Source organism: Micromonospora sp. NPDC051227 (genome assembly GCF_044455385.1).
Lineage (GTDB): Bacteria > Actinomycetota > Actinomycetes > Mycobacteriales > Micromonosporaceae > Micromonospora.
On the sequence record NZ_JBITET010000014.1, the window covers coordinates 120241 to 140644 of the forward strand.

Below are 20404 nucleotides of genomic sequence, written 5' to 3' on the forward strand. Positions count from 1 at the left end.
CGGCGCGGGAGCGGGCGTGGCAGGGTGGTCGGAGGTCGCGTCGTGAAGCGGGGGGCGGGCGGGATGAACCGACGATTGGCCGCGTTGGCCAACGCGAACGGTGTTTCCACCTGGTACGAGGATTGGCGGCATCGCCGCGTCGCTGTCGCACCGGAGACCGTGGTGGGTGTGCTGGGGCTGCTCGGCGTGGACGCCACCAGCCCGTCGGCGATCGCCGACGCGCTCGCCGCCGCCCGCGCGGTCGACCGGAGCGCCCTGCCGGAGACGGTAGTGCTCACCCACGGGCGCAGCCGGGCGCTGCCCGGCCCGGGGGTGGTGACCCTGGAGGACGGTGGCCGTCGCGCGGTCGACGGTGAGCTGCCGGCGGACCTGCCCCTTGGTTGGCACCGGCTGGCCTGCGCCGACCGGGAGGTGACACTGGTGGTGGTGCCGCGCCGACTGCCGGTCCCGCCGTCGAGCTGGGGGTGGATGCTCCAGCTCTACGCGCTGACCTCGGAGCGCTCCTGGGGGATGGGAGATCTCGGTGACCTCGCCGAGTTCACCGGGTGGGCCGGTGACACCGGGGCCGGGCTGGTGCTGCTCAACCCGCTGCACGCGGTCGGGCCGGCGCATCCGGTGGCCACCTCACCGTATTCGCCCGCCAGCCGACGCTTCGTCAACCCGCTGTACCTACGGGTCAGCGACACCGCCGCGTACCGTGCGGCGGACCCGGCGACCCGGGCCGTGGTCGACGCGCTGCGTCCCGACCGGGGTCCCCTGATCGACTACGACGAGGTGTGGGCCGCCAAGCGGCACGCCCTGGAGTTGCTGCACCCGTACGCCCAGCCGGTGGACCTTGCCGCGGACCCGGCGCTGACCAGCTTCGCCACCTGGTGCGCGCTCGCCGAGCGGCACGGCAACGACTGGCGTGCCTGGCCGGCGGAGCTGCACCACCCGGACGCCCCGGCGGTAGCCGAGCAGCGTCGGCAACTCGCCGACCGGGTGACCTTCTACGCCTGGCTCCAACACCTGTGCGACGAGCAGCTCGACGCCGTAACGGCAGCGGCCCGCTCGGCGGGAATGCCGGTCGGTGTCGTGCACGACCTGGCCGTGGGCATCGACCCGGGCGGCGCGGACGGGTGGCAGCTCGCCGACGTGCTGGCCCAGGGCGTGCGGGTCGGCGCGCCACCGGACGACTTCAACCAGCTCGGCCAGGACTGGGGGCTCGCCGCGTGGCGCCCGGACCGGCTTGCCGCCACCGGTTACGCCGCGTACCGGGACATGCTGCGCCGCACCCTGCGGCACGCGGGTGGTCTGCGGGTCGACCACGTCGCCGGCCTGTGGCGACTGTGGTGGGTGCCGCCGGGCGGCGGCGCCGCCGAGGGCACCTACGTGCGCTACGACGCCGAGGCGATGCTCGGCATCCTCGCGTTGGAGGCGCACCGGGCCGGCGCGGTGGTGGTCGGTGAGGATCTCGGCACGGTCCAACCGGCGGTGACCCGAGGGTTGCGGGGGCGCAACATGCTCGGCTCGACAGTGCTGTGGTTCGCACGCGACGATGCCGGTGACTTCGTCCCGCCGGCCCGGTGGCCGCGCAACGCCCTCGCCACCATCTCCACCCACGACCTGCCCACCGCGCCCGGCTTCCTGACCGGTGAGCACGTGCGGGTGCGCGACGAGTTGAAGCTGCTCGGCACCGACGTGGCGGTGGAGCGGGCCCGCGCCGCCGCCGATCGGGACCGGCTGCTCACGATGTTGGCTGCCGAGAACCTGCTGCCCGAGCCGACGTCGGGGTCTGAGTCGGCTGAACCGGCGAAGACGCCCGACGACGGCGAGGTGGTGGTGGCGATGCACGCCGCGCTCGCGGCCAGCCCGACCCGGCTGCTCGGCGTCTCCCTCTACGACGTGCTGGGCGAGGTGCGCCAACCCAACATGCCGGGCACGGTGGACGAGTATCCGAACTGGCGACTGCCGCTGCCGGCCAGCGTGGCGCAGATCCGCGCGGACCCCCGGGTGACCCGGATCGTCGACCTGCTCAGCGCTGCCCGCCCACGACCGGCCGACCCGGCGCCGCCGGAGCAGTGACGCCGCCGGGTCGGGTCAGCCAGTCGAAGCGGGCCGGCAGCCCGAGGAAGTCGGCGTAGCGCCCGAGCGCCTGCTCCACCCGGGCCCGCGCCGCGATGTCGAGCGTGGTGAGCGGCTGGATCGTCACGGTGACCGCGGTGCGGCCGACCTTGCGCTTCCACACACCCACCACCCGACCGGCGCGGACCACGGTGGCCTGGAAGATGCCGTTGTTGCCCGGCACCACTGCCGCCTGGTGGGCGGGGTCGAGCATCAACGTGCGGTCCCGGAAGCCGAGCAGATACTCGTCGAAGCCGGGCAGCGCCAACACGTCGTCCGGCGCGGTGCGTGGCGCGTCGGCCAGGGCCGCGTCGACGTACATCGGAGTGCCGTCGACGCGTACCGTGCTCAGCGCGTCGTCGGCGGCGGCCAGGCCGCGCCGGGCGTCGGTGAGGGTGAGGCCGCTCCACCCGGCGAACTCGCGGTCGGTGACCGGGCCGTGCCCGCGCACGTAGCGGTGGGCGAGCAGGGCCAGCGCCTCGTCCCGCTCCAGCCGGTGGGACGTGGGTGCCCACTCGTCGAGCAGGGCGAAGGTCTGCTCGGTGCCGACGTTCGGCGCCACGCAGGTCACGCCGCGAACGCTCGCATACCACAGCAGGTGGTAGCCACGCTGCCCTTCGGTGCCCAGGCCGGCCGCCCGCAGGGTGGCCAGGCACTGCGCGCGGGTGAGTCGCCCGCCGCCGGCCAGTGCGGCGCCGAGGACGTCCACCGCCCGGTCCGCGTCGGCCTCGGTGAGCCCGAGCTGCGCCCGCCGGGTCGCCACGCCGGCCAGGGATCGTACGCCGGTCAGCTCCAGCATCCAGCGGGCGTCGGCGGACGGGACGAGGTGCACGGTGCCCCGCATCGGCCAGGTCCGCAGCGCCTCACGCCGCTCCAACGCCACCTGCACGTCTGCCACGCTGCGACCGGGTAGCCGGGCGCCCAGCGACCACAGCCCGCTGGCCAGATCCTGTGCCTGCATCGCGCCGAACCACTCGACCACCTCGGCGACGGTGCCGGGTCGGGTGCTCGGGTGTGGGCGCAGCAGCAGGCTGGTCATCCGCAGCGCCAGCGCGTCGGCCGCACTGAGGTCGACAGGCATCGGGCGCTCCTTTTGGTGGCCGGGCGGCCAGCCTAGGGCCGACCACCGACACTTCTGCTGGTGGGAGGCGTAACCGCGGTCTTCGGGGGAATGCGGCTCGCCGGAAGTGCGCGCGCCGCGCGTACGGGAGGGAATGTCATGACTGCCGCAAGCGCACCGGCCGGGTCCCGGGGCCATCGGGGGGACACCCGCGCGAAGACGAGCGCCGCCGCGACCTTCGCCCTGGTGTTCGGAGTGGCCGGTTTCTTCAGCGTGTTGACCGCGATCCTTGCCCCGCTGGGGCTGGTGCTCGGCATCATCGGGGTCATCCTCGGCATCGTCGGCCTCAAGATGGCGAGCCGACCCGGCGTCACCGGTCGTGGCGTGTCGATCGGCGGCCTGGTGCTCAGCATCCTGGCCGTGCTGATCGGGCTCGGTCTGGCCGCGGGCATCACCACGTTCGTCAACAACGAGAACGCGGTGGACCGCTTGCAGACCCAGGTCGACAAGCTGCGCGACAAGCTCGACTGACCCGCGCGTGCCGGTTTAGGCCGGCCCGCCAACCGTCCCGGCCGGCCACAGTAGGGTGGGCGGCGTGCTCCGCCAGGTCACCGCGATCCGTTACGTCACCCCGCTGCGCGAGGGTGGGTCGCTGCCGGGCGTGGTGGAGGCCGACGACCTCGGCACCTACGTGGCGAAGTTCCGAGGCGCCGGGCAGGGGCCGAAGGCGCTGATCGCCGAGGTGATCTGCGGTGAGCTGGCGCGCCGGCTGGGGTTGCGGGTGCCGCCGCTGGTGGTCCTCGACATCGACCCGGTGATCGGGCGGGCCGAGCCCGACCAGGAGGTGCAGGAGCTGCTGCGCAGCAGCGGCGGCGCCAACCTCGGGATGGATTTCCTGCCCGGGGCGCTGGGCTTCGACCCGGTGGCGCACCCCGTCGACCCGGCGCTGGCCTCCCGGGTGCTCTGGTTCGACGCGTACGTGGAGAACGTCGACCGGAGTTGGCGCAACCCGAACCTGCTCGTCTGGCACCGGGAGCTGTGGCTGATCGACCACGGCGCCTCGCTGTACTTCCACCACAACTGGCCACGCGCCGAGGCCGGTGTGCACCGTGCCTACCGCGCGGAGGACCACGTGCTGGCGCCGTACGCGTCGCGGCTGGCCGAGGCCGACGCCGAGCTGGCCCCCCAGGTCACCCGGGAGCTGCTCACCGAGGTGCTGGCCCTGGTGCCGGGGGAGTGGTTGACCGCCGCCGACTTCGAGACGGCCGGCGCGGCGCGCGACGCGTACCTGGATCACCTGTCCCGCCGGGTCGCCCGCACGGCCGACTGGCTGCCATCGGGGAGCGGGGCATGAGGCAACCCTTCGAGTACGCGCTGATCCGGCTCGTGCCCCGCATCGAGCGCGGTGAGCAGATCAACGTCGGGGTGTTGCTCTACTGCCAGCAGCGCGACTTCCTGGCCGCGCGAACGCACCTCGACGCCGACCGGGTTCGCGCGCTGGCGCCCGACGTCGACCTGCCGGCGGTGGCCGCGGTGCTCGACTCCTGGGACCGGACCTGCTCCGGTGACGGGCCGGCGACCCGGATGCGGCTCGGTGAGCGGTTCCACTGGCTGGCCGCGCCGCGCAGCACGATGATCCAGACGGGGCCGGTGCACACCGGTCTCACCGTCGACCCGGCGGCCGAGCTGGACCGGCTGATGGCGACCCTGGTCCGCTGAGCCGGAGCGGGGCGCGGGAGCGGTGATCGTCCCCTGATCGCGCTACGCCAGCGCCGTTGCCGGCGGAGCGCGATCCCCCGTTCAGGTGCCCGGTGCGGGGCGGCGGTTCGATCCCGCCGGCACCGATGGCATCAGGATCGCGGTCCGCGCGCGACGTCGGGCCGGAACGACCGGGAAGTTGCGGAAAACTTGAGCCGGCGGACCGGTAGCCGGGGGCGCCGGGGCTGTCGTTAGAGCGCGTCCGCAGCGGGTAGTCGCGGGAGCTGATTCGAGACGAGGAGGGGACACTCTGATGGCTGCCCAGACCAAGGTAGCGGTGATCTACTACAGCGCCACCGGCATCACGTACCAGATGGCGCAGGCCGTGTGTGAGGCCGCCGGGGACGCCGGTGCCGACGTGCGCCTGCGCAAGGTGCGCGAGTTGGCGCCGGACGAGGCGATCCGCTCCAACTCCGGCTGGCAGGCGCACCGCCTGGAGACCCAGGACGTGCCCGAGGCGATGGTCGACGACCTGGCCTGGGCCGACGTGGTGATCCTCGGCGCGCCGACCCGGTACGGCATGGTCGCGGCGCAGCTGAAGCAGTTCGTCGACACCACCGGCCCGCTGTGGGCCCAGGGCGCGCTGGCCAACAAGGTCTACTCCGCCTTCACCTCGACGGCGACCTCGCACGGGGGTCAGGAAACCACGCTGACCTCGCTCTTCAACGTCTTCTACCACTGGGGCGGTGTGGTGGTCACCCCCGGTTACACCGACACCAGTCAGTTCATCGCCGGCAACCCGTACGGCCCCTCGCACACCAGCAACAACGGGGAGATCGCGCCGGACGCCGTGGCGCTCGGGGCCTGCGCGCTGACCGCCCGGCGCGCCGTGCAGATGGGGGCCGCGCTGAAGGCGGGCCTGGCCGGTTGACGGACGAGGGCGACCGGCGGCGCGGGCGGGGGCTCTCGGCCCGTCCGCGCCGCCGGTCCATCCAGCCCTACCCCCGGGCCGGGGCGACTATGCGCCTCCGCGCGTCGCGGACAGCTCGTCCGGGCGCGACGCGGGCAGCAGCTCGGTCAACAGCTCGCTGAGCACGGCGAGCCCGTCCGGGCTGAGCACCGACTCGGCGTGGAACTGCACCCCGGCGAAGCCGCGCCCCCGCAGGGCGTGCACGGCGCCGTCGTCCGGGTCCCGAACCAGCTCCACCGGCCCGTACGCGGTGGCCAGCCGGTCGGCCTCGGAGCGGGCGGTGAACGTCGAGTAGAACCCGACCCGGCGGTTCCGGCCGAACAGCGGCACCTCCCGCTGCAACCCCTGGTAGGGCGCATCCCGGCGGTGCAGCGTCAGCCCCAGCAGCCCGGCCAGCACCTGATGGCCGAGGCAGACCGCGAGGGTGGGACGGCCGGTCGTCAGCAGTCCGGTCAGCAGCTTCCGCAGCGCCAGCATCTTCGGCTCGTCCGCGCTGCCCGGGTCGCCCGGTCCGGGACCGGCGACCACCAGGTCGTAGTCGTCGACCGGGCCGCTCGCGTGCCACGGTCGGGTGGTCACCGCGAGACCCAACGCGTTCAGTTGGTGGGCCAGCATTCCGGTGAAGGTGTCCTCGGCGTCCACGATCAACACCCGGCGGCCGACCAGTCCGGGCAGTCCGGGTGCGTCCGGTGACCGCTGGTCCAACCAGAACCGCGCCAGCGGTGCGTTGCGCGCGGCCAGCGCGTCGCGTACCGCCGGGTCGTCGGCCAGGCGCGCGACCGGCCCGCGGTCGCCGACGGACGCGGCCGGCCCGAGGCCGAGCGCGGCCAGCACCCCGGCGGCCTTGGCGTGCGTCTCGGCCACCTCGCCGGCCGCCGTCGAGTGCCGGACCAGGGTCGCGCCGACCGGCACCCGCAGTCGGCCGGTGGGGGAGATCTCGGCGGTCCGGATCAGGATCGGGGCGTCGAGCGTCTGCCGGCCGGCCTCGTCGTGGCCGAGCAGTGCCAGCACGCCCCCGTAGTAGCCCCGGCCTCTGCGTTCGTGCCGGGCGATCACCCGGCAGGCGTTCTCGATCGGGCTGCCGGTGACGGTGGGGGCGAACATCGTCTCGCGCAGCACCTCCCGCACGTCGCGGGTGCCCCGCCCGGCGAGCAGGTACTCGGTGTGCGCCAGGTGCGACATCTCCTTCAGGTACGGCCCGATCACCTGCCCACCGTGTTCGGCGACGGTGGCCATCATCTTCAGCTCCTCGTCGAGCACCATGTACAGCTCTTCGGTCTCCTTCTCATCGGCGAGGAAGCGCAGCAGGGCCGCCCGGTCGGCGACGCCACCGGGGCAGCGGAAGGTGCCGCTGATCGGGTTCATCATCACCAGTCCGTCGTCGACGCTGACGTGGCGCTCCGGGCTGGCACCGACCAGCGTCCGGGTGCCGGTGTGCACCACGAACGTCCAGTACGCGCCGCGTTCGGCGACCAGCAGCCGGCGCAGCGCGGCCAGCGCGGCCCGCAGCGGCGGGCCCTGCACTGTGGCGTGCAGGGCGCGGTGGATGACGAAGTTCGCGCCCTCGCCGCGGCCGATATCCTCAGACAGCACCCGCTGCACGGTTCGCGCGTACTCCTCGTCGCTGACGTCGAAGCCGGCGTCGGTGGTGTGCACCGGTTCGTCGGGCAGCGCGGCGAGGGCGTCGGTCAGGGTGATCCGCTGGTGCTCGCGGACCTTCAGGAACTCCAGCGGGGCAGCGTCGTCGACGCAGGCGAAGCCGCGCTCGGTGATCTGCCGGTACGGCACCAGGGCCAGGGTCCGCGCCCCGGGCGGGCCGGGCGGCAGCGGGAGGTCGGTGAGCGCTTCGACGGTGTCGACCGGGCCGGTGAACAGGTCCAGTTCGTCCGCGCCCTCGCGGCGCAACAGCGCGAAGGGGCCGGGGTCGACGCCGTGCGCGACGGCGGCGAGCAGGTTGGTGAGGTGGGTCATCGGAGTCTCCGTCGGGCTGGGTGCCGCCGTCGGGCGGCCCTCGGCCGGGAGATCCGGCGGCCGCCTCGATGGCGGCCGCGTGGATGGAGCTACGCGCGGGAGATGGCCGCCGGGTCGGCGGGCCACCAACTGGTCAACTGCGCGAGCATGTGATCCACCCTACGCGCCCGTCGCCCGGCTGGCACGGGGTAACTTGACCGGCGATGAACATTCTCGCGCTCGACCTGGGCACCTCCTCGGTACGCGGGCTGGTGCTGGACGCGGACACCCAGCCGCTGCCCGGCGCTCTGGCCCGCCGCAAGGTCGACCTCGCCATCGGCGACGACGGCACCGGCACGCTGTCCGGTCGGGACTATCTGGCGAGCCTGGTCGAGTGCCTGGACGAGCTGGCCGACTCGGGGCGCCTGCACGACGTCGGCCTGGTGGCGGTCTCCGCCCAGTGGCACTCGGTGCTCCCGCTGGACCGTGACGGCGCCCCGTTGGGTCCGGTGGTCACCTGGCTGGACACCCGGCCCGCCCCGGTCGGACGCACCGCCGGGCCGGCGGACCCGGACGGCTTCCACCAGCGCACCGGCTGCTGGTGGCACCGTTCGTACTGGTCGATGCGGTTGCCCTGGTTGCGTGAGCAGTCCGGCACCCCGATCGCCCGGTTCGTGGGTCTGCCCGAGTACGTGCTGGGCGAGCTGCTCGACTCGGCGCCCATGTCGATCTCCCAGGCCTCCGGGACCGGTCTGCTGGACCTGCGCACCCTGCGCTGGGACGAGGAGGCGCTGACGCTGGCCGAGGCGCGGCCGGCGGAGCTGCCGCCGCTGGGCGAGCTGGACTGGCACGGCCGGCTCCGGGTCGACCTGGCCCGTCGGTGGCCGCAGTTGGCGCAGGCCCGCTGGTCGCCGCCGGTGGGCGACGGTGGGGCGTCGAACGTCGGCTCGGGCTGCGTCGACCCGAGCCGGGCCGCGGTCACCGTGGGCACCTCCGCGGCCGTACGGTTGATGCAGCGGATCCCGGCCGGCGAACCGATGCCGCGCCTGCCCGAACGGTTGTGGCGGTACCGGGTCGACCACGACCACGTGGTGACCGGGGCCGCGTACGCCAACGGCGGCAACCTCTTCGCCTGGGCGGACCGGGAGCTGCGGTTGCCCCGGGGCGCCGAGCTGGACGCGGCGCTGGCGCTGGTGCCGACGGGCGGTGGCCGGCCGGCGGATCCCCGCTTCGGTGGCGACCGGGCGCCCGGGCTGGCGCCGGCCGGCAGCGGTGAGCTGCGCGGTCTGAGCTTCAGCACCACCTCGGTCGACATCCTGGCCGGGCTGATGCAGGGGTTGTGTGAGCTGGTCGCCGAGGATCTCGGGGTGCTGGAGTCCACCATCGACAAGCCGGTCGGCGTGGTGCTGGGCGGCGGTGCGGTGGCCGCCTCGGTGTGGTGGCGGCAGGCCTTCGCGACAGCGCTCGCACCGCGACCGGTGTCGCATCAACGCAACCCGGAGATCGGCGCCACCGGTGCCGCGTTGGTGGCGCTCGGGCGCTTCGGTGACGCGATCGAGCTCGCCGACATCGGCCGGACGGACGAGCTGGTTTTACCGACCACGGCAGGACGTTCCCACCCGCAGTATCCTTCCTGAACCTCGGCCTCGCCCGGGCCGTTGACAGCGGTACCGAGCCTGGTTGGATGGACTGCGCTCCCCCGACCGCGGTGGACGCGGTAGGACGGAGGAGGCAGGGTGGCGGCAGGTCCCGACCCGGCGAACGGCGCGGTGTCGAACCATCGCCGACGCCGCTTCGATGTCCGAGTCGTTCCGCATCGACGGCGATCGCCGTTCCGGCTGCGCGACTGGCGGATGAGCACGAAGCTCGCCACCGTGCTGCTGGTGCCGTCGATGGCGTTCCTCCTGCTCGCCGGGGTGCAGACCAGCACCCTGGTGGGGCGGACGACGGCGTTGAACGACTTCTCCAGTCAGGTCGGTATCGGCCGGCAGATCACCGCGGCGGTGCACCAGCTCCAGCAGGAGCGGGACCGTTCGGCGGGGGAGTTGGGTGAGCTGCGTAAGGGTGGTGACCGGCAGGCCGCCGCGAACGACCTGAAGCCGTTGCAGGCGGCCACCGACAAGGCCATCGTGGACCTCAGCCGGGCCGCCGAGCCGTTGGCGGACGCGGACGCGTCCTGGCGGGTGGCCTTCTCCGAGGCGCTGGAGGCGTACGACCAGGTGGTCGACATCCGCTCGGCTATTCCGCCGGCGGTGCTCAGCAGCGAGACCATCCTGAGCAACTACCACCGGGCCGTCGGGGCGTTGCTCGACCTGCTCGCCGAACCGACGCCAGGGCAGAACCAGCCGGCGTTGAACGACGCGGTGCTGCGCTACGTCCAGTTGGCCCGGGTCAAGGAGCTCTCCTCCCGGGTGCGGGCCCAGCTCTACGCCGCCGCCCGCGCCGGTGTGTACGGCACCGAGGACCGGGTGGTCCTCGCCGACCTGCGCGGTCAGCAACTCACCGCGCTCGGCGCGTTCCGGGTGGCCGCGACCAGTGCGCAGATTCGCCGCTACGACGAGACCTCGGTGTCGCCGAATTTCCTGGTCGCCACCGGGTTGGAGGAGCGCAGCCTGTCCTCCGGCGGCGCCTCGCCGCAGGTGCTGCCGTCGGAGCAGTGGTGGTCGGCCAGCCAGCAACGCCAGGAGCTGCTGCGTCAGCTTGAGGCGGGTGTGCTCGACGACGCCGTACGGCAGGCCGAGGAGGCCAGCGACGATCAGCTCCGGACGACCCTGCTGGTCGTCGGCGGGGTGGTCACGGTCCTGCTGGCCGCCCTGCTGATCTCGTTGCTCATCGGGCGGTCGGTCGCCCGGTCGATGCGGATGCTGCGTAGCCAGGCCCTGCGGATCGCCCAGGTCGAGTTGCCGGACGCCCTGGACCGACTGAAGACCGTCACCGGCGGGGTACCGCGCATCGATGTCGCGCCGGCGGTGGTCCGTTCGCTCGACGAGATCGGCGAACTGGCCGAGGCGTTCGTGGCGGTGCACCGCAGCGCGGTCACGGTCGCCGTCGAGCAGGCGCTGATGCGGCGCAACGTCAACGCGATGTTCGTCAACCTGGCCCGCCGTAGCCAGGTGCTGGTGGAGCGTCAGCTGGAGCTGCTGGACGACCTGGAGCGCGAGGAGAGCGACCCGGACCAGCTGGAGAACCTGTTCAAGCTCGATCACCTGGCCGCCCGGATGCGCCGTAACGACGAGAGCCTGCTGGTGCTCGCCGGCACCGACTCCACCCGCCGGTGGAACCGGCCGGTCGGGCTCGGTGCGGTGCTGCTGGCCGCCGCCGCGGAGATCGAGCAGTACCAGCGGGTCCGGATCGAGTCGGTGGCCGACGTGCACGTGGTGGGGCACGCCGTCGGCGAGTTGGTGCACCTGCTGGCCGAGCTGCTGGAGAACGCCACGGCCTTCTCCCGCCCGGACACCGTCGTGGTGGTGACCGCCCGGGTCGAGGCGGGGGGTGCGCTGATCGAGATCGTCGACCGGGGTCTGGGTATGAGCCCGACCGCGTTGGTGCAGGCGAACGAGGTGCTGGCCAGCCCTCCGGCCGCGGACGTCGCGGCGGTGGAGCGGATGGGGCTCTTCGTGGTCAGTCACCTCGCGGCCCGGTTGGGCGTCCGCGTGCGGTTGGAGGGCGGCGAGGACGGCCTGGTCGCCCGGCTCGCCCTGCCCGCGGTGTTGCTGGCGCCGGCGGGCAGTGTGGAGCTGGACGCGCCCCCGTCGGCGCGGATGCTGGCGGCGAGCGCGGCGCGAGGGCTGGTTCCGCAGTCCGGGGCAGCTCGGCAGGCCGCTGCTCCGATGCTGAACGGCGCGGTGCGGGACCTGCCGGTGGCCGGCCGCCCGCCGGGCGTCGGCGTGCCGCGTCAGGGCCGCCCGGTGCCGGTACGCGCCGAGGACGTGTTGACCCCCGCCGCTGATCGCGGTGCCGGCGGCGGCTGGTATTCGCGGCAGGGCCCGACCGCGCCGGTGGTGCCCGCTGCGGCGGCGCCACCGACGATCCCGGTGACCGCCGGCACCAATGAGCGGGGATTGCCGGTGCGGGTGCCCATGGCGCAGTTGAGCGCTGTCACCCGTTCGGCACAACCGATGACGGCACCGACCCGCACCGACCCGGACCCGGAGGCGGTCGGCGGCATGCTCTCGCGGCTCTACAGCGGAGTACGGCGCGCCGAGGCTGAGGACACCACCGAGATACCCGTGCCACCGTCCGGGGGGCACGACGAAGGGGGACGACGACAGTGACGACGTTGAGCCAGGAGGCGCGTGACCTGAGCTGGCTGGTGAGCGCGTTCGCGGAGCGGGTGCCGGGTGTGGCGCACGCGGTGGTGGTCTCCTCTGACGGGCTGCTGGTGGCGATCTCCGATCACCTGCCGCGTGACAACGCGGACAAGCTCGCCGCGGTGACTTCCGGGCTGATGAGTATCACCGCGGGCGCGGCCTCGATGTTCGACGGCGATGTCGTCAAGCAGACGGTGGTCGAGATGGGCCGTGGCTACTTCCTGGTGATGCAGATCCGCGACGGTTCGATTCTGGCCACGCTGGCCGCCGGTGACGCGGACATCGGCGTGGTGGGCTACGAGATGGCCCGGCTGGCCAAGCAGGCGGGGGAGATGCTCACCCCGGCCCTGCGGGCGGAGTTGCAGCAGGCGCTGCCCCGCTGAGTGAGCCGGCCGGGGCCCGGACGGTCACGGCTCACCCGAGCCGAGCCGTCCGGGCCCGGCCGTCCGGGTGGCGGCGCGGTCAGAAGCCGCCGTCGGCGATGACGGAGCGGTACCAGGTGGCGGAGTTCTTGAGCACCCGACGCTGGGTGGCGTAGTCGACGTAGACCAGGCCCCAGCGCTGGTCGTAGCCCTGGTCCCACTCGAAGTTGTCCAACAGTGACCAGACGTGGAAGCTCTCCAGCGGCACTCCGTCGGCGATGGCCCGGTGCGCGGCGCTGAGGTGGTCGCGCAGGAAGCTGATCCGCCCGGCGTCCTGGACGGTGTCGTCCGCGCCCAGGGTGTCCGGTGTGGGCAGCCCGTTCTCGGTGATGGTGAGCGGGATCGGCCCGTATTCGCGGGTGATCCGGGTCAGCAGGTCGTACATCCCCTCGGGGTAGATCTGCTGCCATTCGGCCTCGGAGGTCGCCCAGCGGTGCGCGGTGCCGCCGTCGCCGGTGACGTAGATCGGGGTGTAGTACTGCACGGCCAGCAGGTCGACCGGCGCCGAGATGGTCTTCAGGTCGCCGTCGCGGATGCCCTGGACCATTCGGCTCTGCGGGCCCAGGTCGGCCAGCAGGTCCTCCGGGTAGCTGCCCTTGAGCAGAGAGTCGAGGTAGAGGCGGTTCTCGTAGGCGTCGTAGAGGTGGGCGGCCGCGGCAGCCTGCGGGGAGTCGTCGGCGGGGTAGCAGGGGTGCAGGTTGAGCGCGGGGCCGATGCGGCTGTCGCTGCCGGTGGCCCGCAGCGCGGCGACGGCGAACCCGTGGGCGAGTTGCAGGTGGTGGGCGACCAGATAGGCGGCGTCCGGGTCCTGCCGCCCGGGAGCGTGGTGGCCGGTGAGGTAGCCGTTCTGGACCACGGTCTTGGGTTCGTTGATGGTGAGCCAGGCCGGCACCCGGTCGCCGAGGGCGCGGAAGACCACGTCGGCGTAGTCGGCGAAGCGGTGGGCGGTGTCGCGTGACTCCCAGCCGCCGGCGTCCTGGAGCGCCTGCGGGAGATCCCAGTGGAACAGGGTGGCCATCGGGGTGATTCCGCGCTCGTGCAGGCCGTCGAGGAGGCGGCGGTAGAAGTCGAGGCCGCGTTGGTTGGGCGTGCCGGTGCCGTCGGGCTGGATCCGGGGCCAGGAGATGGAGAAGCGGTAGCTGCGCAACCCGAGGTCGCGCATGAGGTCGAGGTCCTCGGCGTAGCGGTGGTAGTGGTCGATGGCCACGTCGCCGGTGTCGCCGTTGCGGGTGCGCCCTGGGACGCGGCTGAAGGTGTCCCAGACCGACTCGCCGCGCCCGTCCTCCTTGGTGGCGCCCTCGATCTGGTAGGCGGAGGTGGCCGCGCCCCAGCCGAAGTTGTCCGGGAAGCGCAGCGGGCCGGCGGGCCCGATAGGTATCGACATGGATTCTCCTCATGGATACGGGGCCACCGCCGAAAGATTCGGGAGCGCTCCCATGATAGGGCAGACGCTGCCGGCCGGTCAGCCGTTCGTCAGGACGGCCGACGCTGGCGGGTGGGAGGCGGGTGTGCGGCCCCGGGCAGCGAACGAGGCCGTCCGGGCGGCGCGGCGCGCCTGTCCCGTCGGCCTCTTTTCCTATCGTGTACGGGGGTTTAGTGTGGGGACGGGGGAGGGCAACCCCCGTCCCCACCGTAACTGCACACACACGGGCGGAATTTGGGTCCTGCCGTGCGTGTCGCGCGGGAGCCGGGCCACGCGAGTGGCTCTGGTTCCACCTCCCTCCCTGTGGCGGGACGATGGCTGACGACGGCGTCCGGGCTGGCCCGTCGTCGGCCCTCGGTCTGGTTCCCTGGGTTCGTCAGGAACGACCCCAGCGATCTTCTTGTTGGAACCTTGTCGATGGAAGCGCTCCCATCGACCGATGTTGCGACTGTAACGCCCGTCACGCCTTTGTGAAAGACCCAAAACGAGATCGAAACAAGGAGCTGATCCAGCGCCCCGTGCGCTTGTTGTGGGAGCGCTTCCATGGCACACTGTCGATTCGACGCGACAGGAGCCACATCGCGTAGTGCGGGTCCACCGAGGGCAACCGGCAGCACCAGCTCCGGTCACGGTCACCCGAGCGCAGCCGGCGGGACCCCCTCCCGTGCGGGCCGCACGCCCTACCCCCGGCCGGGCCCGGGGAAGACCACCTTCCCGGCGCCTCGACATCCCCGCGGACCACCACCACCCTCGCGGGCAGGCGCCTCGCCGGGGACCATCCCGGCCTGGTCCGAGGAGACACCGCGCACATGAGACAACTGGCAATACGCCGGCGCGTGGCGCTCGCCGCCGCCGCGCTGCTCGCCATCGGCGGGGTGACCCTGCCTGCCGGCGCCGCACAGGCCGCGCCCGCCTGCGACGTGGTCTACGCGACCAACGACTGGAACACCGGCTTCACCGCGAACGTCACCATCAAGAACCTGGGTGACCCGGTGAGCAACTGGACGCTCAAGTGGACCTTCCCGACCAGCGGTCAGCGGGTCACCCAGGGCTGGTCGGCCAAGTTCAGCCAGACCGGCAGCGAGGTCACCGCGACCAACGAGTCGTACAACGGCAACCTTGCCACCGGCGCCTCCACCACCATCGGCTTCAACGGCGCCCACTCGGGCAGCAACCCGAAGCCCACCTCGTTCACTGTCAACGGCACTCCCTGCAACGGCACCCCGGCCAACCAGCCGCCGACGGTCTCCCTCGGCGTGCCGGCCGGGCCGTTCACCGCACCGGCCGACGTGCCGCTGACGGCCACCGCCAGCGACCCGGACGGGACGATCAGCAAGGTCGAGTTCTACCGCAACGGCCTGCTGATCAACACCGACACCTCCGCCCCGTACGCGTACACCCAGGAGGACCTGCCGGCCGGCAGCTACACCGTCCAGGCCAAGGCGTACGACAACGCCAACGGCATCGGGGTCGACGAGAAGGCGTTCACCGTCGGGGCCGCCAACGGCCCGACACTGGTCGCCACCCCGTCCGCGGTGAGCGTCACCGAGGGTGGCAGCGCCACCTTCAACCTGAAGCTCAGCGCCGCCCCGACGGCCAACGTGCCGGTCACCCTCACCCGCACCGGTGACACCGACGTCACGGTCTCGCCGGCCACCGCCACGCTGACCCCGAGCAACTGGAACACCGGGGTCACCGTCACGGTCGCCGCGGCGGAGGATACCGACACCGTCGGCGGCGCCGCCACCATCACCGCCTCCGCCACCGGTCTCGCTTCGCTGGCGGTCAGCGCCACCGAGATCGACAACGACACCCCCGGCGGCGACAACGCCTACACCGCGAAGTTCCTCGAGCAGTACGGCAAGATCAAGAACTCGGGCTACTTCAGCCCCGAGGGCGTGCCGTACCACTCGGTGGAGACGCTGATCGTCGAGGCACCCGACCACGGCCACGAGACCACCTCGGAGGCGTTCAGCTTCTGGCTCTGGCTGGAGGCCTACTACGGCAAGGTCACCCAGAACTGGGCTCCGTTCAACAACGCCTGGACGGTGATGGAGAAGTACATCATCCCCACGCACGCCGACCAGCCGACCGCCGGCTCCGCAGGCACCCCGCAGTACGCCGCGGAGTACAACCTGCCCAGCCAGTACCCATCGGCGCTGAACCCGAACGTCCCGGTCGGTCAGGACCCGCTCCGCTCGGAGTTGCAGTCCACCTACGGCACCGGCGACATCTACGGCATGCACTGGCTGATGGACGTCGACAACACCTACGGCTTCGGCCGCTGCGGTGACGGCACCACCAAGCCGGCCTACATCAACACCTTCCAGCGGGGCACCCAGGAGTCGGTGTGGGAGACCGTTCCGCAGCCCTCCTGCGACACCTTCAAGCACGGCGGTCAGTACGGCTACCTCGACCTGTTCGTCAAGGACACCGGCGCCCCCGCCAAGCAGTGGAAGTACACCAACGCCCCGGACGCCGACGCGCGCGCCGTGCAGGCCGCGTACTGGGCGCTGACCTGGTCCAAGGCGCAGAACAAGCAGGCCGACGTCGCGGCCACCATCGCCAAGGCCGCCAAGATGGGCGACTACCTGCGATACGCGATGTTCGACAAGTACTTCAAGAAGATCGGCAACTGCGTCGGGGCCAGCACCTGCCCCGCCGGCAGCGGCAAGGACTCGGCGCACTACCTGCTGTCCTGGTACTACGCCTGGGGCGGCGCGTACGACACCAGCCAGAACTGGTCCTGGCGGATCGGCTCCAGCCACAACCACTTCGGCTACCAGAACCCGTTCGCGGCCTGGGCGCTGACCAACACCCCGGAGCTCAAGCCGCAGTCGTCGACCGCGGTCGCCGACTGGACCAAGAGCTTCGAGCGGCAGCTGGAGTTCTACACCTGGTTGCAGTCCGCCGAGGGCGGCATCGCCGGTGGCGCCACCAACAGCTGGGACGGTAGCTACGCCCAGCCGCCGGCCGGCACCAGCACCTTCTACGGCATGTTCTACGACGTCGACCCGGTCTACAACGACCCGCCGTCGAACCAGTGGTTCGGTATGCAGGCCTGGTCGATGCAGCGCATCGCCGAGCTGTACCAGCAAACCGGCAACGCGAAGGCCAAGGCGCTGCTGGACAAGTGGGTGCCCTGGGCGATCGCCAACACCACCCTCGGCACCAACTGGTCGATCCCGTCGGACATGGCGTGGACCGGTCAGCCGACCACCTGGAACCCGTCCAACCCGCAGCCCAACACCGGCCTGCACGTCGAGGTCATCAGCAAGGGTCAGGACGTCGGCGTCACCGCCGCCTACGCCCGGATCCTGATCGCGTACGCGGCCAAGTCGGGCAACGTGGCGGCGAAGGACACCGCCAAGGGGCTGCTCGACGCGCTGTCGGCCGCCAGCGACGCCAAGGGTGTCTCCACTACCGAGAAGCGTGGCGACTATCGGCGCTTCGACGACGTCTACAACGCGTCCACCGGGCAGGGCCTCTACGTCCCGTCGGGTTGGACCGGGAAGATGCCGAACGGCGACGCCATCGCCGCCGGCAAGAGCTTCCTCGACATCCGATCCTTCTACAAGAACGACCCGGACTGGCCCAAGGTGCAGGCGTACCTGGACGGTGGTCCGGAGCCGAGCTTCAACTACCACCGGTTCTGGGCGCAGGCTGACGTAGCCATGGCGTACGCCGACTACGGCAGCATGTTCCCGAACGGCTGAGACGACCCGGGGTGGGTGGCGTGGACCGCCCACCCCGGGGTCCGGCCCGGGTCCGGGGAACGACGGACCGGGGCTGGCGGACGGCCTGACACCCACGGTCAGGCCGGGGTGGGCCGGCCATCTGGCCGACGCAGCGGATCGGCCGGCCCACCCCACCGCCCGGACTGGAGCCAGCCGCGAAAAAGCCCAGAAATTCGGGCCCTCGCGGGATCACACCGAGGTCCGTGACGGAGTAACGTACGTCACCGGAGAGGCCGCTCCCCCCGTGGCGGCCTCTCCACTTTTTTGCCCACACCCCGGCCCCTTGTCCGCCCCGCGGCCGGCCGGGTCAGCCCGACGGCGCGACCGGGTGACGCAGCCCCGGATGCCCGGCCGGCAGCGAGCGCCGCAGCACCACCCAGCTCAGCGCCAGCGCCGCGGCGACCAGTGGCCAGGTCAGCGCCACCCGGGCCACCACCAGCGCGAGCACCTGCCCACCCAGGTAGAGCGGCACGAACACGGCGAGCCGCAGCAGGTAGGTCGCCGTCCACACCCAACTGGCCCGGCCGTACCCGCGCAGCAGCGCCGGGTCGCGCCGCCACCCGGCCCGCTGGCCCAGCACCGCGCCGACCAGCACACCGAGCAGTGGCCACCGCACCACGATGCTGACCGTCCACGCCAGAGCGCTCGCGGCGTTCGACAGCACCTGGATCAGAAAGAAGTTCTCGGCCCGGCCGGTGCGCACCGCGATCAACGCCGCGACGCAGACGGCCAGCAGCCCGATCAGCACCGAGCGCGGCCGGTCACCCCGACGCAGCCGTACGCCGGCCACCGCCGCGCCCACGGCCACCGCCGCGCCGACCCCGCCCCACAGCGACTCGCCGCCCAGCAGCCAGCCCGCCGCGAACGCCAGCGGCGGCAGTGTGGCGTCGATGGCACCGCGTCGCCCGCCCAGCAGATCCGCCAGCGACTCGGCCGGCACCGGCCCACCCGACCCGGTGTCGGCGCCGGCCCGCACCGGCCCTCCCGACCCCGGGTTGTCGCCTTCACGCTGCTCCGGGCCGGGTTCGGCCGGGCCGCTGTCGCGCTCCGGTGTTCCGCTCACCACCGCCTCCTCGCCTCCGGCACAACCTAACCGGCGATTGGCGGCGGGCCACCGGTCGGACCGCCGACACCTGCCGCTACGGTGTGCGGATGCGCGCGACGGCACGGGGTTGGACCGCGGTCTGGTTGGTCGTACTGGCCCTCGTCCAGGCGGCCGCCTTCCTCGCCGTGTGGCGGGTGGCCGTGCACCTTGAGATCGGTCAGTGGGTGGACACTGTCGCCCTCACCGGCAACCGGATCGGGCAGGACACCATCGACGGTCCGGTCGACCGGATCCTCAACGCGATGTCGGTGGTCTCGCTGCTGGCCGCCACCGCGATGATCGGGTTCATCGCGCTGATCCGGGGGCGGATCGCCCTGGCGATCACGGCGACCCTGCTGATCGCCGGCGCGAACGTCACCACCCAGCTGCTCAAGTACGGGCTGAGCCGGCCCGACTACGGTGTCGACCCGGAACGCGCGGCGGTGGGCAACAGCCTCCCGAGCGGACACGCCACGGTGGCCGCCTCGGTGGCGGTCGCGCTGATGCTCGTGCTGCCGCGCAAGGTGCGGGCCGTCGGCGCCTTCATCGGTGCCGGCTACGCCGCCGTCGCCGGAGTCGCCACCCTCTCCGCCGGCTGGCACCGGCCCAGCGACGCGGTCGCCGCGTACCTGGTGGTGGGTGTGTGGGCGGCGTTGGCCGGGTTGCTGCTGCTGGTCACCCAGCGGGAGCAGGCCGAGATCGCCCCCGGCGACGCGCACCGGGTCGCAGCGCTGGTGCTCGGGCTCGGTGGTGTGCTCGCCCTGGTGGTCTGCGGGATCTCCCTGTCCTGGCTGCTCGACCTGCGCGGCACCGGGCCGGAGGAGCTGGCCCGCCGCCCCCTGTTCGTCGGGTACGCGGGCAGCGCCGCCGGGATCGCCGGCACGATGGCGGTGGTGATGGCGTTGGCGCTCACCGTCGTGCACCGGCTGGTTCCCAGGGTCAAGGGCTGAGCGGGCCGGTGGAGTCGGTCCTCGCGGCGTTCTCCGCCGAGTGCACGCAGCTCACCGGGGTCCTGGCCGAGCTGGTCGACGCCGACCTCGATCGGCCCACCGACTGCCCTCCGTGGGCGGTCCGGGACCTGATCGGGCACATCCGCACCGGGGCCGGCCGGCTGACCGACATGCTCGCCGCGCCGGCCCCGCCCCGCGCCGAGGTGGACGCCGCCGGCTACTTCGACGCGGCGAAGTTCAGCCCGGAGGTGGACGCCGACCGGATCGCCGGCGGCCAGCGGGACGCGCCACGGGTGGACCGGACGGCGCTGGCGACCGAGTTCGACCAGGCGTGGCGGGCCACCGAGGCGGCGGTCGCCGCCGCGCCGCCCGATCGGGTGGTGCGAACCCGGCACGGCGACGCGATGCGCCTCAGCGAGTTCCTGCGGACCCGGGTCGTCGAGGTGGGTGTGCACGGGCTGGACCTGGCCTCCGCGCTGGGGCGGCCGCCGTGGCTCACCCCAGCGGCGGCCGTGGTCATCGCCGACCTGCTAACCAGTGGGCGACCGACACCGGCCGGGTTGAGCTGGGACCGGCTGACCCTGATCCGCAAGACCACCGGCCGGGCGACGTTGACCGCCCCGGAACAGGCCGCGATCGACGCCGCCAACTTCCGTTGGCTCGCCTTCGGCCGCTGACCCCGGGTCCTGCGGGGCCG

Annotated in this window: 15 protein-coding genes; 11 read left to right on the forward strand and 4 right to left on the reverse strand. The window is 72.6% G+C overall.

Translation table 11 applies throughout. The annotated features are described in order from the left end of the window. Positions 1–63 precede the first annotated feature (63 nt). Positions 64–2064: a 4-alpha-glucanotransferase gene (gene malQ / locus ACIA47_RS27445; protein WP_396711285.1), complete on the forward strand. Its 2001-nt coding sequence runs from the start codon at positions 64–66 to the stop codon at positions 2062–2064. Here the strand turns inward: malQ and ACIA47_RS27450 are convergent. Continuing rightward, on the reverse strand, positions 2015–3184 hold the full coding sequence (locus tag ACIA47_RS27450) for a winged helix DNA-binding domain-containing protein (RefSeq protein ID WP_396711286.1): 1170 nt from the start codon (positions 3182–3184) through the stop codon (positions 2015–2017). The genes malQ and ACIA47_RS27450 overlap by 50 nt on opposite strands. Before the next feature lie 138 nt (positions 3185–3322). Between ACIA47_RS27450 and ACIA47_RS27455 the strand changes: the two genes are divergently transcribed. From ACIA47_RS27455 to wrbA, 4 genes are all read left to right on the forward strand, one after another. Next, complete coding sequence (locus ACIA47_RS27455) at positions 3323–3694, forward strand: hypothetical protein (protein WP_396711287.1); 372 nt, start codon at positions 3323–3325, stop codon at positions 3692–3694. A gap of 64 nt (positions 3695–3758) precedes the next feature. Further along, on the forward strand, positions 3759–4517 hold the full coding sequence (locus tag ACIA47_RS27460) for a HipA family kinase (protein WP_396711288.1): 759 nt from the start codon (positions 3759–3761) through the stop codon (positions 4515–4517). Beyond that, positions 4514–4882 carry a DUF3037 domain-containing protein gene (locus ACIA47_RS27465; protein WP_091404117.1) on the forward strand — a complete coding sequence of 123 codons (369 nt, stop codon included), beginning with the start codon at positions 4514–4516 and terminating at the stop codon, positions 4880–4882. The genes ACIA47_RS27460 and ACIA47_RS27465 overlap by 4 nt, the downstream gene beginning before the upstream one ends. Positions 4883–5174: 292 nt before the next feature. Further along, positions 5175–5792 (forward strand): NAD(P)H:quinone oxidoreductase, encoded by a 618-nt coding sequence (gene wrbA, locus ACIA47_RS27470; RefSeq protein ID WP_396711289.1) that lies wholly within the window; start codon positions 5175–5177, stop codon positions 5790–5792. Between the two features lie 87 nt (positions 5793–5879). Here the strand turns inward: wrbA and ACIA47_RS27475 are convergent, their stop codons facing one another. Beyond that, the gene (locus ACIA47_RS27475) at positions 5880–7802 is read right to left on the reverse strand and encodes an anthranilate synthase family protein (protein ID WP_396711290.1); all 1923 of its coding nucleotides are present in this window, start codon (positions 7800–7802) and stop codon (positions 5880–5882) included. Between the two features lie 203 nt (positions 7803–8005). Between ACIA47_RS27475 and ACIA47_RS27480 the strand changes: the two genes are divergently transcribed. The 3 genes from ACIA47_RS27480 to ACIA47_RS27490 all read left to right on the forward strand — a co-directional run bounded on the left by ACIA47_RS27480 (position 8006) and on the right by ACIA47_RS27490 (position 12474). Continuing rightward, complete coding sequence (locus ACIA47_RS27480; RefSeq protein WP_396711291.1) at positions 8006–9418, forward strand: FGGY family carbohydrate kinase; 1413 nt, start codon at positions 8006–8008, stop codon at positions 9416–9418. Between the two features lie 99 nt (positions 9419–9517). Continuing rightward, positions 9518–12055, forward strand: a complete 2538-nt coding sequence (locus ACIA47_RS27485; RefSeq protein WP_396711292.1) for a nitrate- and nitrite sensing domain-containing protein — start codon at positions 9518–9520, stop codon at positions 12053–12055. A gap of 5 nt (positions 12056–12060) precedes the next feature. Continuing rightward, on the forward strand, positions 12061–12474 hold the full coding sequence (locus ACIA47_RS27490; protein WP_196925059.1) for a roadblock/LC7 domain-containing protein: 414 nt from the start codon (positions 12061–12063) through the stop codon (positions 12472–12474). Between the two features lie 79 nt (positions 12475–12553). Here ACIA47_RS27490 and ACIA47_RS27495 read toward each other — a convergent pair whose 3' ends face one another. Further along, positions 12554–13897, reverse strand: coding sequence for a GH1 family beta-glucosidase (locus ACIA47_RS27495; protein WP_396711293.1), 1344 nt, complete (start codon positions 13895–13897; stop codon positions 12554–12556). Between the two features lie 848 nt (positions 13898–14745). Between ACIA47_RS27495 and ACIA47_RS27500 the strand changes: the two genes are divergently transcribed. Continuing rightward, the gene (locus ACIA47_RS27500; protein WP_396711294.1) at positions 14746–17652 is read left to right on the forward strand and encodes a glycoside hydrolase family 48 protein; all 2907 of its coding nucleotides are present in this window, start codon (positions 14746–14748) and stop codon (positions 17650–17652) included. Positions 17653–17980: 328 nt separating this feature from the next. Here ACIA47_RS27500 and ACIA47_RS27505 read toward each other — a convergent pair whose 3' ends face one another. Further along, positions 17981–18649: a DUF3159 domain-containing protein gene (locus tag ACIA47_RS27505; RefSeq protein WP_396711313.1), complete on the reverse strand. Its 669-nt coding sequence runs from the start codon at positions 18647–18649 to the stop codon at positions 17981–17983. 170 nt (positions 18650–18819) lie between these two features. On the opposite strand from ACIA47_RS27505, the gene ACIA47_RS27510 reads away from it, so the two are divergent. Then, a complete protein-coding gene (locus ACIA47_RS27510; protein ID WP_396711295.1) occupies positions 18820–19707 on the forward strand; it encodes a phosphatase PAP2 family protein in 888 nt (295 codons plus the stop codon). Between the two features lie 8 nt (positions 19708–19715). After that, on the forward strand, positions 19716–20384 hold the full coding sequence (locus ACIA47_RS27515; RefSeq protein ID WP_396711296.1) for a maleylpyruvate isomerase N-terminal domain-containing protein: 669 nt from the start codon (positions 19716–19718) through the stop codon (positions 20382–20384). The last annotated feature ends 20 nt before the right edge of the window (positions 20385–20404 follow it).